Source organism: Herbaspirillum rhizosphaerae (assembly GCF_001189965.1).
GTDB classification, from domain to species: Bacteria; Pseudomonadota; Gammaproteobacteria; order Burkholderiales; family Burkholderiaceae_D; genus Herbaspirillum; species Herbaspirillum rhizosphaerae.
In genome coordinates this window covers 23826-38975 of the sequence record NZ_LFLU01000012.1, presented here as the reverse complement: position 1 = coordinate 38975, position 15150 = coordinate 23826, and the positions used below count along the sequence as shown (strand labels likewise).

The 15150-nt window shown below is 61.0% G+C and carries 13 protein-coding genes; 8 read left to right on the top strand and 5 right to left on the bottom strand.

From position 1 onward, the window contains the following. Nucleotides 1–20: 20 nt before the first annotated feature. The 4 genes from AKL25_RS16215 to AKL25_RS16200 form a co-directional block, all read right to left on the bottom strand. Nucleotides 21–1166 carry an ABC transporter ATP-binding protein gene (locus tag AKL25_RS16215; protein ID WP_050478736.1) on the bottom strand — a complete coding sequence of 382 codons (1146 nt, stop codon included), beginning with the start codon at nt 1164–1166 and terminating at the stop codon, nt 21–23. A gap of 31 nt (nt 1167–1197) precedes the next feature. Continuing rightward, nucleotides 1198–2133: a carbohydrate ABC transporter permease gene (locus tag AKL25_RS16210; protein ID WP_083444743.1), complete on the bottom strand. Its 936-nt coding sequence runs from the start codon at nt 2131–2133 to the stop codon at nt 1198–1200. A 9-nt stretch (nt 2134–2142) separates the two neighbouring features. Beyond that, complete coding sequence (locus AKL25_RS16205; protein WP_050478735.1) at nt 2143–3057, bottom strand: carbohydrate ABC transporter permease; 915 nt, start codon at nt 3055–3057, stop codon at nt 2143–2145. Between the two features lie 109 nt (nt 3058–3166). After that, the gene (locus AKL25_RS16200) at nt 3167–4438 is read right to left on the bottom strand and encodes an ABC transporter substrate-binding protein (protein ID WP_050478734.1); all 1272 of its coding nucleotides are present in this window, start codon (nt 4436–4438) and stop codon (nt 3167–3169) included. A 434-nt stretch (nt 4439–4872) separates the two neighbouring features. On the opposite strand from AKL25_RS16200, the gene AKL25_RS16195 reads away from it, so the two are divergent. The 5 genes from AKL25_RS16195 (at nt 4873) to AKL25_RS16175 (ending at nt 10037) form a co-directional block, all read left to right on the top strand. After that, nucleotides 4873–6216 (top strand): ABC transporter substrate-binding protein, encoded by a 1344-nt coding sequence (locus tag AKL25_RS16195; protein WP_050478733.1) that lies wholly within the window; start codon nt 4873–4875, stop codon nt 6214–6216. A gap of 21 nt (nt 6217–6237) precedes the next feature. Continuing rightward, a complete protein-coding gene (locus tag AKL25_RS16190; protein WP_050478732.1) occupies nt 6238–6951 on the top strand; it encodes a response regulator in 714 nt (237 codons plus the stop codon). Nucleotides 6952–6953: 2 nt separating this feature from the next. Beyond that, on the top strand, nt 6954–8489 hold the full coding sequence (locus tag AKL25_RS16185; protein ID WP_157050669.1) for an ATP-binding protein: 1536 nt from the start codon (nt 6954–6956) through the stop codon (nt 8487–8489). Nucleotides 8490–8592: 103 nt separating this feature from the next. Continuing rightward, nucleotides 8593–9492: an alpha/beta hydrolase gene (locus AKL25_RS16180; RefSeq protein WP_050478846.1), complete on the top strand. Its 900-nt coding sequence runs from the start codon at nt 8593–8595 to the stop codon at nt 9490–9492. Continuing rightward, nucleotides 9489–10037 (top strand): DUF4118 domain-containing protein, encoded by a 549-nt coding sequence (locus tag AKL25_RS16175; protein WP_050478730.1) that lies wholly within the window; start codon nt 9489–9491, stop codon nt 10035–10037. Before AKL25_RS16180 ends, AKL25_RS16175 begins: the two co-directional genes overlap by 4 nt. 125 nt (nt 10038–10162) lie before the next feature. Here AKL25_RS16175 and AKL25_RS16170 read toward each other — a convergent pair whose 3' ends face one another. Beyond that, nucleotides 10163–11377, bottom strand: coding sequence for an IscS subfamily cysteine desulfurase (locus tag AKL25_RS16170; RefSeq protein WP_050478729.1), 1215 nt, complete (start codon nt 11375–11377; stop codon nt 10163–10165). Between the two features lie 267 nt (nt 11378–11644). Between AKL25_RS16170 and AKL25_RS16165 the strand changes: the two genes are divergently transcribed. The 3 genes from AKL25_RS16165 (at nt 11645) to AKL25_RS16155 (ending at nt 15147) form a co-directional block, all read left to right on the top strand. After that, complete coding sequence (locus AKL25_RS16165) at nt 11645–12574, top strand: LysR family transcriptional regulator (RefSeq protein ID WP_050478728.1); 930 nt, start codon at nt 11645–11647, stop codon at nt 12572–12574. 108 nt (nt 12575–12682) lie between these two features. After that, a complete protein-coding gene (locus tag AKL25_RS16160) occupies nt 12683–14176 on the top strand; it encodes an NAD(P)-binding domain-containing protein (protein WP_050478727.1) in 1494 nt (497 codons plus the stop codon). Continuing rightward, nucleotides 14173–15147, top strand: coding sequence for an ABC transporter permease (locus AKL25_RS16155; protein ID WP_050478726.1), 975 nt, complete (start codon nt 14173–14175; stop codon nt 15145–15147). Before AKL25_RS16160 ends, AKL25_RS16155 begins: the two co-directional genes overlap by 4 nt. Nucleotides 15148–15150 lie beyond the last annotated feature (3 nt).

Below are 15150 nucleotides of genomic sequence, written 5' to 3'. Positions count from 1 at the left end.
CCGTTGTTGGTTTTGCGCGATCAATGCTGCGTCGGCTGCCGCGACGACAGCAGGTTGCCCGGCTTCAGGCGGCGCAAGGCCTTGCCGTCGGCATCGAACAGATGGAAAGCGTGGCTGCCCGCGGACAGCTCGATGCGTTCGCCGATTTCCACATTGCGGTTGCCGTCGCCGCGCACCACGATGTCTTGCCCGCTGGAGAGCGTGACGTAGATGAAATTGGCTTCGCCCAGATGTTCCACCAGATTGACCGTGCCGCTGAAACGCTCCGAGCCGGCCGCGCCGCTGTAGCCGTCTTCATGGATATGTTCGGCGCGCAGACCCAGCGTGACCTTGTCGCCGATCCGGGCGGCGCCCGGCGCGATATCGACGCGCACCTGCTGGCCGCCGACGATGGCGACGTGCAGGCAGTCTTCGCCTACGGCAGACACCAGGCCGGGCAGCAGGTTCATCTTGGGCGAGCCGATGAAGCCGGCCACGAACAGGTTCTGCGGATGCTGGTACAGCTCCAGCGGCGTGCCGGCTTGCTGGATATGGCCGTCGTGCATCACCACGATCTTGTCGCCCAGCGTCATCGCTTCGACCTGGTCGTGGGTGACGTAGACGATGGTGGCCGCCAGTTGCTTGTGCAGCTTGGCGATTTCGAGACGGGTCTGTACGCGCAGGGCGGCGTCGAGATTGGACAGCGGTTCGTCGAACAGGAACAGGCGCGGCTTGCGCACGATGGCGCGGCCGATGGCGACGCGCTGGCGCTGGCCGCCGGACAGTTCGCGCGGCAGGCGTTCGAGCAGGTGGTCGATCTTGAGGATGCCGGCGGCGTGGCGGATGCGTTCGTCGATGTCGGCCTTGTTGCTGCCGGCGATCTTGAGGCCGAAGGCCATGTTCTTGTAGACGTTCATGTGCGGATACAACGCGTAACTTTGAAAGACCATCGCAATGCCGCGCTTGGCCGGCGGCAGGTGGTTGACGATGTCGCCGCCGATGGCCAGCTCGCCGCCGCTGATGTCTTCGAGGCCGCACAGCATGCGCAGCAAGGTCGACTTGCCGCAACCGGACGGGCCCACCAGTACGCAGAATTCGCCGTCGCGGATGTCGAGGTTGAGGCCGGCCAGCACGTTCTGCTTGCCGTCGTAGGATTTCTTCAAGTCTTTGATGCTTACGTTTGCCATGATGTGCCTTGTAGGAATGTCGTCACTGCGCTTACTTCACTGCGCCGGCGGTCAGGCCGCGGATCAGCTGGCGCGAGAACAGCGTGTACAGAATCAGGATCGGGATCACCGCCATCGACAGCGCCGCCAGCACCGAATTCCAGTCGGTGGCGTACTGGCCGATGAACTGCTGCACGCCCAGCGTGACAGTCTTGGTCTGGTCGCCGGGCGCCAGGATCAGCGGGAACCACAAATCGTTCCACGCCGGGATCATGGTGAACACCGCCACGGTGGCGATGGCGGGGCGGATCAGCGGCAGGATCACCTGGAAGAAAATCTTGAATTCGCCGACGCCGTCGCAGCGCGCCGCATCCTTCAATTCGGTCGGAATCTGGCGGATGAATTCGGACAAAATCATCACCGCCAGCGGCAGCCCTTGCGCCGTATAGACCAGGATCAGCGCGGTGCGGGTGTTGATCAGATCCAGCGCCACCACGAGCTGCAGGATGGAGACCGTGCCGAGCCGGATCGGGATCATGATGCCGATGGCCATGAACAGCGTCATCAGGCGGTTGCCGCGGAACTTGTATTCCGACAGCGCCCAGCCGGCCATGGCGCCGAACAGTACGATCAGCACCAGCGAGGCCAGCGTGACGATCAGGCTGTTGCCGAAGTAGAGCAGGAAGTTGGTGTTCGACAGCACCTTGTGGAAGCCGATCAGCGAGAAGCTCTCCGCTGTCGGAAACGCCATCGGGTTATCGAAGATCGCTTGCCGCGATTTGACCGAATTCATCAGGATCAGCACGATCGGAAACAGCGCGATCACGGCGTACAGACACAGCACGAAGTGCACCCAGAGGTGGCCGGCCGGGCCGAAGCTGCGCTGGATCAGCGAAGGGCCGCCTTTGGTCGCCACCTTGCCGGTTTTGCTATCGGCGCCGTCCAGGTTGTCGGTTGCCGGGGCGATGGAAGAAGAAGCAGAAGTCATCGCGTGTCCTTAAAGCTCGTAACGGGTCAGCTTGCGCTGCACCAGATAAAAATACGTACCGACGCCGGCCAGGATCACCAGGAACATCAGCGTCGCCACCGCCGCGCCCATGGTCGGGCTGCCGACCTGCGCCTGGTAGCCGAAGAAGGTGCGGTAGAAGAAGGTGCCGAGCAGGTCGCTCGAATAATTCGGCCCGGCCAGCGCGCCCTTGACCGAATAGATCAGGTCGAAGGCATTGAAGTTGGCGACGAAGGTCAGAATCGTGACCAGCCCCAGGGTCGGCCAGATCAGCGGCAGCTTGATCTGCCAGAAGATGCGCATGGGGCCGGCGCCTTCGGCATAGGCCGCTTCCAGGACTTCTTCCGGCACGGCCAGCAGGGCGGCGTAGATCAGCATCATCGGGATGCCGATGTATTGCCATACCGAGATCAGCGAGAGCGTGAACAGCGCGGTGGATTCCTGGCCGAGAAAGGGCGCGAAGTAGTCGCCCAGGCCGACCAGCGTCATGAGCTTTTCACCGACGCCCCACAAGGGTGAGATGATCAGTTGCCAGATGAAGCCGATGATCACCACCGACAACAGGGTCGGCAAGAAAATCAACGTGCGGTAGGTGCGCGCACCGCGCAGGCCCTTGAGGCTGAACAGGGTCGCCAGCAGCAGGCCGATCGGGTTTTGCAGCAGCATGTGGATGCAGAAGAACTTGACGTTGTTCCACATGGCGTTCCAGAACGCCGTCGACCAGTCCGAATCGAACAGGATGGTGCGATAGTTGTCGAGGCCGACGAAACTGTGCACGCCGGCGTCGCTGATGCTGTAAAAGCCCAGGCGCAGCGTATCGAGCAGGGGCAGCGCGCTGAACATGGAATAGATGATGACCGCCGGCGCCAGGAAGACGACGATGTGCCACGGACGAGCTGTTTTCACTATGACTCCGGAAGTGAAGACTGAAAGACTTGAGTTGAGACTACGGGCAGGGAACAACCGGCGCAGATTGAACTGCGCCGGGATCGCTACACGGTGCTACTGTTTTTTATTATTGTTGCGGCTTGTACCACTTCGAGAAGCCGGTCTGGATTTTGGTCGCGGCATCCTTCGGCGTCATCTTGCCGTTCAACACCTGCGCGTTGACGTTCCACATTTCGTTTTCCATGCTCGGCGTGCCGCGGTTCAGGATCTGCGAATTGACGCGGATGGTGGAAGAGCACGACTTGCGCCAGTCGATCATCTGCTTGGCGATCGGATCCTTGACCGAGATCAGGTGATTCGACAGCGAGAAGAAACCGGTGACCTTGTTGGTATAGATGTCGGCAAATTCTTGCGAACCCAGCCATGCCAGGAATTTGTAGGCGTCTTCCTTGTTCTTGGATTTCTTGTTCACGCCCATGCCGATGTCGTTGTGATCCGAGATGTAGCAGGCATCGCCGGCCTTCGGCACCGGCGGCGGGAACACGCCCAGCTCCAGCTTGGCGTTGGCATTGGCGTTGAAGTAGGCGATGTCCCACGAACCGGCTGCGTACACCGCGCCCTGGCCCAGGGCGAACATGTTCTGGCTGTCGCCGTAGGTTTGCGCCGATGCGCCCTTGGACAGGTATTTGCCGAGCTTGGCTTCATATTCCCAGGCTGCCAGGAATTGCGGATCGGTAAACTTGGCCTTGCCGGCGATCAGCGCCTTGCGGCCGGTTTCGCCTTTCCAGTAGTTGGGGCCTACGCCGGTAAACAGTACCTGATGCGCTTCCCATTGATCGGCAGTGCCGAGCACCAGCGGGGTGTACTTGCCGCCGGCCTTGACGGTTTCCAGCAGCTTCAGGAATTCAGCTTCCGTCTTTGGCGGTTGCAGGTTCATTTCCTTGAAGATTTTCTGGTTGTACAGGAAGCCGTGCATCACGGACGCGATCGGCATACAGAAGGTGTCCTTGCCGTCGTCGGTCTGCCACGCCACCTTGGACGATGCCGGGAAGGATTCCATGCCTGGCTTGCCGTCGAGTTTTTCCAGATGGCCCTTGTTGTACAGCGACAGCGAGACGTCGAATGGACGGCAGGCGACCAGATCGCCTGCGGTGCCGCCGGCCAGGCGCGCGGTCAGGCTGGAGTCGTATTCGGTCGGTGCGGTCGGCGAGAATTTGACGGTGATGCCGGGATTCTTTTTCTGGAAGGCCGGGATCAGGACGTTTTCCCAGAGGGCCAGATCGTCGACGCGCCAGCTTTCAATGGTCAGCGTGCCGGCCTGCGCGTTGCCGCCTGCCAGTGCGAGCAGCACGGCGCTGCTGAGGGTGGCGAGAGCGAGGGCTTTTTTAACAGTTTGCATCAAAGGTCTCCTAATGGTGTTCTTGCATTGATGGTGGGAGTTGGCCGCTCTGAGCTTCCCCAAAAAAGTCCGCAATTGCAGAGCCAGCGACGCGACAGTAGCACCGGAGAATATGTGATGCGAGTATTTGTGATTGGCGTGGGAATTGCTTGTTAAGTGATTGATTTAATTGGGTAATGATAAAAATGACAACAGCTGCCGATTACATATATTTACAGAGCAATCGGTGCATTTTTGGATGGCGCCAATGGCGATGTGGGAAGGGGCTGTGTAAGGGCAGCGGAGCGGTAAACAGATAACTCAATAAAACATTACATTTCTTTACAAAACGAGAATTCAATTAATGTTCTTATCGCGTGGTGACGGTGACTTGGGCTATAGTCACACGCGCTCTGGAGACGCAAGAAAACACAATGAAAAAAATGACAAGGCTCATGATCGGAGAGGTAAAGCTGCGCGCGGCGGGCGTCGTCTACGTCCTGGCGCTGGCATTGCTGTCGCCGGCTTTTGCTGCGCCGCCTGTCGCGCCCGCCACGCCCGCCGCATCTGTTGCATCTGTTGCATCTGCCGCCGGCAACACCGGCCCCTCGCTGCAAGTGCTGCACTGGTGGACATCCGCCGGCGAACGCAAGGCCGTCGGCGTGCTGATCAATAAGCTGGCTGAACAGAATATCCAGTGGCGCGACTTCGCCATTCCGGGCGGCGCCGGCATCGGCGCCGGCAAGGTCTTGAAGAGCATGGTGCTGGCCGGGCATGCGCCGGAAGTGACGCAGCTCAACGGCGTGATCTTCGGCGAGTGGGCCGATCTCGGTCTGCTGCTGGAGTTGGACAACGTGGCTGTCCAGGGCAACTGGCAAAAGCTGTTGTTCCCGACCGCGTGGTCGCTGCTGAACAATCACGGCCACGTCGTCGCCGCGCCGCTGGGCATCCATCGCATTAATAACCTCTATTACAACATCGCGATTTTCAACCGGCTTGGCTTGCGCGCGCCGCGCACGTGGGACGAGTTCGAACAGGTTGCCGTCAAGCTGAAGCAGGCCGGCATCACGCCGCTGGCGCAGAGCAGCGAATCCTGGCAGGTCGCCACCCTGTTCGAGACGCTGGTGCTGGCGGAAAGCGGACCGGCGTATTACCGTGAATTGTTCGTCGACCTCAGCCCGCGCGCCTTCGCCGATGCGCGCCTGCTGCATGCCTTGAAACGTTTGCGCAGCCTCAAGCAGGTCATGCAGCTGCCGGTGAAGGAACGTCCGTGGACTGAAGTGGCGCATCAACTGGCCGACGGCGAGGCCGGCATGTTCGTCATGGGCGACTGGGCCAAGGGGGACTTCAACGCCTGGGGCCTGAACGCCGATCAGCAATTCGGTTGCGCCGCCGTGCCGGGAACGGCCGATTACCATTTATATAGCATCGATACGCTGGCGATGTTCGCCGACGATTATTCGCACCAGCCGGCGCAGGAAGTGCTGGCGCAAATTGCGATGTCGCCGGCGGTGCAATCCGACTACAATAAATTCAAAGGCGCGATCCCCGTGTGGCGGGCGCCGGACACCAGCAAGATGGACAGCTGCTCGCTCAATTCGTGGCGCACGTTCGGCAAGGGCGCGGCGTTTCAGGCGCCGAGCCTGGTGCACCGCATGGCGACCGATGAAACCACCAAGGACGCCATCGTCGCCGAACTGCGGCGATTCTTTGTCGACGACCAGATGCCCGAAGCCGAGGTGCAGCGCAAGCTGGCCGCCATCGCACGGGCGCTGTCGCGCACCGGCAAAGTGGAATAGGCAATCGAAACAAGCGAAACAATGACCCGCAAAATCCTCATCGTCGACGACGACCAGAAAACCCGGACACTCCTGAAAACCTATCTGGAGAAGAACCAGTACGAAGTGCGCCTGGCGCATAACGGCGAAGCCTTCCTGGCCGAGTTCCAGCGCTACGCCGACGAATTGTCGCTGGTGATCCTCGACGTCATGCTGCCGGACACCGACGGCTTTGCGCTGTGCAAGATCGTGCGGCGCAAATCGAATGTGCCGATCATCATGCTGACCGCCAGCTCGGACGAAACCGACCGCGTGGTCGGCCTGGAGCTGGGCGCCGACGACTACATCGCCAAGCCCTACAGCCCGCGCGAACTGCTGGCGCGCATCAAGGCCATCCATCGCCGCACCGGCATCGACAACGCCGCCGCGCCGCGCTTCTACCGCTTCGTCGGCTTCACGCTCGATACCGTGGAACGCACCTTGCTCGACAGCGAAGGGCAAGTGGTGGCACTCACCGGCATGGATTATCAGTTGCTGAAGTATTTCGTTGAACATCCGGGCGACGTGCTGGACCGCAATGTGCTCAGCGAAGAAACCCGCGGCCGCGACTCCGGTCCGCTGGACCGTTCGCTTGACGTGCAGATCAGCAAGCTGCGCCTGCGCCTGAACGACGGCGGCAAGCAGCCGCACCTGATCAAGACGGTGCGCGGCGCAGGCTATGTGTTTTCGGCCGACGTGACGGCGGCGTCGGTCTGACGATGTCGGGCGTTCCGTCTCCCGTATCACCGGCGCCGGCGCCACGTAAGGCCTTGCGCCGGCAGTACTTTCCTGCGGTGGCGCAGGTGCTGGACTGGCTGCTGCCGAATTCGTTGCTGGGCCGCTTGTCGGTGGTGATGATCTTCGGCGTACTGGTGACGCAACTGGCCGGCGGCCTGATCTGGGCCGCGCAATTGCGCACCAAGTCCGAGGCGGAAACCCGTATCGCCGCGCAGCATCTGGCGCACAGCGCTTCGGGGGCGATCCGTTATTTCATGAGCCTGCCGTCAAACTACCGGCCGATCATGATCCAGCAATTGCGCGAGATGGGCGGCACGCGTTTCTTCGTCAACGCCAACACCGCGCTGGTGCCGATCCAGCCGATTGCGCGGAATTCGCTGGCGGATATTGCCGTCGCATCCGCTGAAGAAGCGCTGAAGTCCGATCTGCCGTTTCTGCCGGAGTTTCGCCTGGCTTTCGCCTGGCCGGACAATCTGCCGGTGTCCGACGATGGCCTGAAGATCGGCGACCTGCCCGACAGCTGGGTGCAGCACATCCTGCTGATCAAGCCGAATCCGGCGCCGGTGCTGGTGATCCAGACGCAGATCGAATCCGGCAAGTGGCTCTACCTGGCGGCGCTGATGCCCAATCCGTATTTCCTCGACAGCAGCAATCCGCTGTCGCTGGATCGCGTGGTCTTGCAAGGCTTGTCGCTGGCGGCGATTCTGCTGCTGAGCATTCTGGTGGTGCGCTGGACTACGCGGCCGCTGGCGGCGCTGTCGGATGCCGCCGAAGCCTTCGGCAAGGGCGAGACCGTGCCCGAACTGCCCGAGACCGGCAGCCGCGAATTCGTCAAGACCGCGCGCGCCTTCAGCGGCATGCGCGAGCGCATCAAGCGCTACCTGGAAGACCGCGAGCGCCTGTTCGTCTCGATTTCGCATGACTTGCGCACTCCCATCACGCGCCTCAAGCTGCGCACCGAATTGCTCGACGACGACGACATGCGCACCGAATTCCACGACGACCTGGACGAGCTGGACATGATGGTGAAGGGCGCATTGCAATCGGTCAAAGACAGCGATATCCACGAAAATCGCACCGAAGTCCGGCTCGATGCACTGATTGCGAGGATGATCCGCGATGCCAGCATGGCGGGGCACGAGGTGGCGTTCGAACCGTCCGGCATCAGCGTCATGGCCAAGCCGCTGGCCTTGAAACGCGCTATCGGCAACCTGTTCGACAATGCGTTGTTTTATGGGCAGAAGGTGGAAATCGCGACCAGGCAGTCGCCGGGTGTTGACGGCGACATGGTCGAGATCGAATTGCGCGACCACGGGCCCGGTGTACCGGAGGACGCCATGGGAAGCCTGTTTCAACCCTATCTGCGACTGGAGCATGGACGCACCCTGAACAGCGGCGGAATGGGGCTGGGGCTTGGCATTGCGCGCAATATCGTGCAGGCGCACGGCGGCGAATTGTTGTTGCGCAATCATCCCCAGGGCGGCTTGATCGCCACCATCATTCTTCCGGCAAAGTGAACGGTCCGTGTCGTTATTGAGAACCTTTCGCAAATCCCTGTGAAGAAATGTCAATAGAGGTCTACAATGCTGACTATTCGACATCATCGTAAATTTGTATCGCATGGACCAGAGCGCACGCACCGAACATTTACAGGAAAGGCAGCAAGAACGGCAGCGGGATCATGCCGTCATTTTGTTGCATGGACTGTGCGGCTCGAGTCTTGAACTGGGCACCATTCCCAAAGCTCTGAAAAAAGCCAACTGCACCGTCGTCGAGATGCAGATCCCCAATTACTCCGCCGCATTGACCGATCCCACCGTCACGCCCAATTGGATGGACTGGTGCGCGATGGTCGAAAGCAAGATCGTCAAGCTCAAGGAAGAGCACAAGACCGTCTCGCTGTGCGGTCTGAGCATGGGCGCGACGCTGGCGCTGGCGGTGGCGAGCTTCAGCCGTGAAATCCTGAGCGTGGTGCTGTTGTCGCCGGTCCTGAAGTATGACGGCTGGTCGATTCCCTGGTATCACCGCTGGATGAACCTGCCGTACATGCTCGGTTATCGCAACTGGACGTACAAGGAAAGCGATCCCTACGGCATCAAGAACTTCGAAATGCGCCGCCGCGTGGCCAATGCTCTCAAAAAAGACGGCGTAGCGGCGGTCGGCGCTGCAGCGATCCCGGCGCGCCATCTGTGGGCCGCGCAAAAGCTGATGGCCTATGTGCGCCAATCCTTGCCGCTGGTGCGCGCCAGCACGCTGGTGATTCACTCCATCGACGACGAAACCGCTGCGCCGCTCAACGCCGAGATGATCCTGGAAAACATCAAGTCGGAAGTCCGCAAAGTCATCTGGCTGGGCGACTGCTACCATATCATCACCGTCGACAACGAGCGCGAGATCGTGACCAACGAGGCGGTGCAGTTCATCAAGCGTAATATCGACATGCACAGCAACGACATTTCGCTCAAGTATCTCTTGCACAACTCGCCGCTGAAAGACCGCAGAACGGTATCCGCATCATGACCATGATGAATAAGGAGCTTCTCGTGAACTTCATCAAATTGCGAAATGCGAAGCGCTGGAAGGCAGTCAATCTCAATCCCACACTGGTGTGCATGTTCGGCTTTCTGGTTGCGTTCGGGATGCGTTACGTCCTGAGCCCGGTCGTCGATGAATCGATGTCGATGCTGTTCTTTGCGCTCAATTGCATCGTGATGAGCTATCTGTTCGGCTACGTGCAGTCGCTGATCCTGCTCATTGTCAGTATCCCGACGGCGCTGTTTTTCTTCCGCAAGCCGTATTTCATGATGGACGGACTGGGCAGCAAGGACATTTTCCTGATCGTGGTCTACGGTACGATCGTCATGCTGGCATCGGTGATCATCGAATGGTTGCAGCGTGAGCGCTATTCCGCCGTGTTGCAGCAGCGCGTGTCGGAGACGCGCTATCAGATGCTGATCGAATCGGATCAGGCGCGCCGGGCCGAATATGCCGAGCATTTCGCTGCCGTGAGCAAGCGCCAGAGCGAAGAAGCGACGGCAACGAGCGCCAGCGCAATTCCTCAGTAACGCCAAGGCGCTGCACGGGTTTTACTGCGTTGCGGACGAGGCAGGGTCATGCAGGCCGCAAGGGCCCGCATTGTTGTTGATTGATAACTGATGAATGGCCGATGGAGCGCCGACCGGACGGCGGCTCAGTGCGTGGCGGCAGTCTGGTTCTGCAGCAGCTGCCGCAAGGTCTCGATGGTGTAGTCGATTTCCGCTGCCGTCGTATAACGTCCCAAGGAAAAACGAATTGCACTGCGCGCCAGCGCATCCGGGCGGCCGATTGCCGACAGCACGTAGGATGGCGCCGCATTGGCCGAGTTGCAGGCCGAGCCCGCCGACACGGCGATGTCCAGCAGTTGTCCCGCCACCGATACTTCTCCACCCAGATCGAAACTCACATTCAGGTTATGCGGAATGCGCGCCTGCTCGCAGCCGTTCATGACCACGCCGGGCAATACCCGCAAGCCGTTCCACAGGCGGTCGCGCAAGGCGCGGATGCGCACGCTTTCTTCTTCCTGCAATTGCGCCGCCAGGGCGAAGGCTTCGCCCATGCCGACGATCTGGTGAGTCGCCAGCGTGCCGGAACGCATGCCGTTCTCGTGTCCGCCGCCGTCGATCTGGGCTTCCAGTTTCAGTTCGGGATTGTGGCGTACGAACAGGGCGCCGATCCCCTTGGGGCCGTAGATCTTGTGCGCGCTGAAGGACATCAGGTCGACTTTCAGCGTCTGCAGGTCGATGGCGATCTTGCCGACCGCTTGCACGGCGTCGACGTGGAAGACGATGCCGCGCCCGGCGCAGATCTCGCCCAGCTCCGCGATCGGCTGGATCACGCCGATTTCATTGTTGACCATCATGACCGACGCCAGGATGGTGTCCGGGCGCAGTGCCGCCTTGAATTGCTCGACCGTGATCAGGCCGTTGGATTGCGGCTGCAGGAAAGTCACGTCGAAGCCGGCACGCTCCAGCGTGTGCATGGTGTCCAGCACCGCCTTGTGTTCGGTGGCGACCGTAATCAGATGCTTGCCGCGGCCGGCTTCGCGCAGGACGTGCGCGGCGCCTTTGAGCGCCAGGTTGTTGGATTCGGTGGCGCCGGAAGTCCACACGATCTCCGCCGCCTTCGCGCCCACCAGTGCGGCAACCTGCTTGCGCGCCTTTTCCACCGCTGCCTTCGCTTCCCAGCCGAAAGAGTGCGAACTGCTGGCCGGATTGCCGAATTTCTCGGTCAGGTAGGCGCACATTTTGACGGCCACCGCCGGATCGACCGGTGTGGTCGCCGAATAGTCCAGATAAATGGGAAATTGCAGCGCAGCCTTGTCGACGACGGGGCTGGCGGAAGAATCACAGGCGGAGGAAGCATTCATGGCAATGAATCCGTAATAGAGAGGTGCTTACGTTACGATGAAATCAATAGATGAAAAACGAATATAAATGTATTTCAATATGCAATTTGTGAGCAATTGTGAAAAGCCGCATAAAACGGCGCGCATGGCGTCAGGCCGTCCAAACAGGCTGGCAACGGCGCTCATGCCGGCTTATGCAGTTTTTTCGTATTAACTTATGCAAAATGATTATACTTAAATCGAATTAACGTATGCTTATAATCCGAAAATCATATAAACCATAATAATATGGACCTGAACCAACTGGAAGCTTTTTCGGCGGTAATGACGATCGGTAGCGTGACCGGGGCCGGGCGCAGCCTTGGCCGTTCGCAGCCGGCCGTCAGCAAGGCGATCCAGGATCTGGAAGGTGAGCTCGGTTACCCCTTGTTCGACCGTAACGGCCCGCGCGTGACGCCGACCGACAAGGCTTTCCTCTTATATGAAGAAGTCGAGCGCTCGCTGGTCGGCTTGCGCACCATTCGCGAACGCGCGCTGGAAATCGGCCGCGAAGAGTTGCAGCCTATCCACCTGGTGGCAACGCCGGCGCTGGCGTCGACCATCGCGCCGGCGGCGCTCAAGCTGGTTGAAAAACACGGCTTGCCCGAACATATCCATCTGCGCAGCGCCTCGGCGGAGCAGGTCGTGCACTCGGTGCTGCATCGCACTGTCAGCCTCGGCCTTACCAGCTTGCCGGTGGCGCATCGCGGCCTCGATCTGCACTGGATCGGCCAGGCGCCCTGCGTGGCGGTGCTGCGCGCCGACAGCCCGCTAGCCAAAGCCGATGTGGTGACGGTCGATGCCTTGCGCCATGAGCGCGTGATCACCATGTCCAACCGTTACCGCTTGCGCCAGCGCATCGACATGGCGCTCGGTCACGACAAGCCGTTGAACGTGGCGATCGAAACCAATACCTCGTTTAACGCCATCATGGCGGCGCACGCCGGTCTCGGCGTGGCGCTGGTGGAACCGATCACCGCGCTGGGCATGCCGATCGAAGGGCTGGCGGTGCGTCCGCTGGCGGAGAACATCCCTTTTTATTTCGGCGTCGTCACGCCCTTCGGCAAACCGGTCGACAGCATCACGCAAGCCCTGATCGGCGCCATCGAAACAGCAGCCAGGAACATCCTGCACGGCTTCGTCAAACGCGACGCCGGCGATCACGACGATTTGCTGTAACGCAGTGGACGGCATCCGACGATGCCGGAACATGGATTGAACAACGGAATGAAGCAGCAGGCATGTACATGATTTTTATATTCAGCCGACAGGGAAGGGGCGCTCATCGTGAGTGAAACCACACATGCCGCGAATGCAGTTGCAGGCGCCGGCGCAAGCGGTCTGGCCGCACTGGAAGCGCGTCTGCAGCAAGACCTTGCATGGCTGGAGCTGCCGGCCAAATCCTGGGTGCCGCCCAAGACCGTGGATGACCGGGAGGTGCTGGATGTCGCCGTCATCGGCGGCGGCCAGGCCGGAATGGCGGCTGCGGTGTCGCTGCTGCACCTGGGCATCAACGTCGTCATTTACGATCAGTCGCCGGCGGGTTTTGAAGGTCCGTGGGCGACCACCGCGCGCATGGAAACCCTGCGCTCGCCCAAGAAACTGACTGGCCCTGCGCTGGGCTTTGCTGCGCTGACCTTCCGCGCCTGGTTTGAAGCGCAATTCGGGCTGGAAGCCTGGGAAGCGCTCGATAAAATCCCGCGCCTGCAATGGATGGATTATCTGCGCTGGTACCGCAAGGTCATGGCGCTGGACATCCGCAACGAGCATCGCATCGACGCCATCCTGCCGCGCGCCGACGGCGTCGTGGAGCTGCATGTCGATGCGCCGGCGGGCAAGTCGGTGGTGCTGGCGCGCCGTGTCGTACTGGCCACCGGCCGCGACGGCCTCGGCGGCGCTTACTTGCCGCCGCTGGCCGAGAGCCTGCCGCGCGCGCTGTGGGCGCATTCGTCGGACGACATGGATTACAGCAAGCTGGCCGGCAAGCGTGTCGGCGTCATCGGCGCCGGCGCATCGTCCATGGACAGCGCCGCAACTGCGCTGGAGTCCGGCGCCGAACGCGTCGACCTGCTGATCCGCCGCAAGGAACTGCCCCGCATCAACAAAGGCAAGGGCGCGGGCAGCCCGGGCCTCACCAACGGCCACATCAATCTGCCCGATGAGTGGAAGTGGCGCATCCGCCATTACATCAACGTGCAGCAGACGCCGCCGCCGAGCGGCAGCGTGCAGCGCGTGTCGAAGTTCGCCAATGCGCGTTTCCTGTTCGGCGCCTCCATCGACAAGGTCGAGGTGGCCGGCGACAGCCTGCGTATCGTTACGCCGCGCGGCGCCTTCGAGATCGATTTCCTGATTTTCTCGACCGGCTTTCGCATCGATTGGACCGTGCGTCCGGAGTTCGCCGCCATTGCGCCGCATATCCGCAACTGGCGTTCGCGCTACATGCCGCCGGTCGGCGACGAAGACATGGAATTGTCCGATTCGCCCGATCTCGGTCCGGCATTCGAGTTCCAGCAAAAGCATCCGGGCGGCTTGCCGGGCCTGGAGCGCGTGCATTGCTTCTGCTACCCGGCGGCCTTGACCCACGGCACGCTGTCGGGCGACATCCCGGCCATCAGCGACGGCGCGCAACGGCTGGCGCAGGGCATTGCGTCCTTGCTCTACGGCGAGGATGTCGACACGCATTACAAGAACATCCAGGCCTATGAAGAGCCGGAGCTGATCGGCGACGAATGGACGCCTTCCGAGCCGACCGAGCAAGAACGTCGGGGAGCCAGCCGATGAGCGGAGCCATTCTGCGCAGCGTCTTGCAGGCGCTTGCGGTGCTGCTGCTGATGACGGTGATCGTCTTCTTCGGCCTGCACATGATCGGCAATCCGGTCGATATCCTGATCGGTCAGGACGTCGACCAGGTCGACCGCCTGCGCATCATCAAGGAGCTCGGTCTGGACCAGCCGATCTGGCGGCAATACCTGGCCTTCCTCAACGGTGCGCTGCACGGCAACCTGGGCAACAGCTTCGTCTACAACGAGCCGGCCATCAAGCTGATCTTCCAACGCCTGCCGGCCACGCTGGAACTGGCGTTTGCGGCGCTGATCCTGGCCGTGCTGGTGGGGATTCCGCTGGGCTTGCTGGCCGGGCTGTTTCCGGACAACCTCTTCTCGCGCATGATCATGACCGGCAGCATCCTCGGCTTTTCGCTGCCGACCTTCTGGATCGGCCTGATGCTGATCATGGCCTTCAGCGTGTCGCTGGGCTGGCTGCCGTCGGGCGGACGCGGCCAGACGGCGGGCTTGTTCGGCATCCAGTGGTCGTGGCTGACGGCAGACGGTTTGCGTCACCTGATCCTGCCGGCGCTGAACCTGTCGCTGTTCAAGATTTCGCTGGTGATCCGTCTCACCCGCGCCAATGTGCGTGAAGTGCTGCCGATGGATTTCGTCAAGTTCGCGCGCGCCAAAGGCCTGGCGCCGCTGCGTGTGGTGCTGATGTATGTGTTGCGCAATACGCTGATTCCGCTGGTGACGATCCTCGGGCTGGAGTTCGGCTCCACTATCGCCTTCGCGGTCGTCACCGAAAGCATCTTCGCCTGGCCCGGCGCCGGCAAGCTGATCCTCGACAGCATCAATGCGCTGGACCGTCCGGTGATCGTGGCGTACATGATGGTGATCGTGTGCCTGTTCGTGACGCTGAACCTGATCGTCGACGTCCTCTATAAAGTACTGGATCCGCGCGTGCGGGTGGAGGTCAAGGCATGAGCG

Excerpts from the sequence above, each read along its gene's own strand:
- AKL25_RS16200 (WP_050478734.1), bottom strand. The coding sequence starts at position 4,438 with ATGCAAACTGTTAAAAAAGCCCTCGCTCTCGCCACCCTCAGCAGCGCC.
- AKL25_RS16210 (WP_083444743.1), bottom strand. The coding sequence starts at position 2,133 with ATGACTTCTGCTTCTTCTTCCATCGCCCCGGCAACCGACAACCTGGAC.
- AKL25_RS16190 (WP_050478732.1), top strand. The coding sequence starts at position 6,238 with ATGACCCGCAAAATCCTCATCGTCGACGACGACCAGAAAACCCGGACA.
- AKL25_RS16180 (WP_050478846.1), top strand. The coding sequence starts at position 8,593 with ATGGACCAGAGCGCACGCACCGAACATTTACAGGAAAGGCAGCAAGAA.
- AKL25_RS16170 (WP_050478729.1), bottom strand. The coding sequence starts at position 11,377 with ATGAATGCTTCCTCCGCCTGTGATTCTTCCGCCAGCCCCGTCGTCGAC.
- AKL25_RS16215 (WP_050478736.1), bottom strand. The coding sequence starts at position 1,166 with ATGGCAAACGTAAGCATCAAAGACTTGAAGAAATCCTACGACGGCAAG.
- AKL25_RS16165 (WP_050478728.1), top strand. The coding sequence starts at position 11,645 with ATGGACCTGAACCAACTGGAAGCTTTTTCGGCGGTAATGACGATCGGT.
- AKL25_RS16175 (WP_050478730.1), top strand. The coding sequence starts at position 9,489 with ATGACCATGATGAATAAGGAGCTTCTCGTGAACTTCATCAAATTGCGA.
- AKL25_RS16155 (WP_050478726.1), top strand. The coding sequence starts at position 14,173 with ATGAGCGGAGCCATTCTGCGCAGCGTCTTGCAGGCGCTTGCGGTGCTG.
- AKL25_RS16185 (WP_157050669.1), top strand. The coding sequence starts at position 6,954 with ATGTCGGGCGTTCCGTCTCCCGTATCACCGGCGCCGGCGCCACGTAAG.
- AKL25_RS16195 (WP_050478733.1), top strand. The coding sequence starts at position 4,873 with ATGATCGGAGAGGTAAAGCTGCGCGCGGCGGGCGTCGTCTACGTCCTG.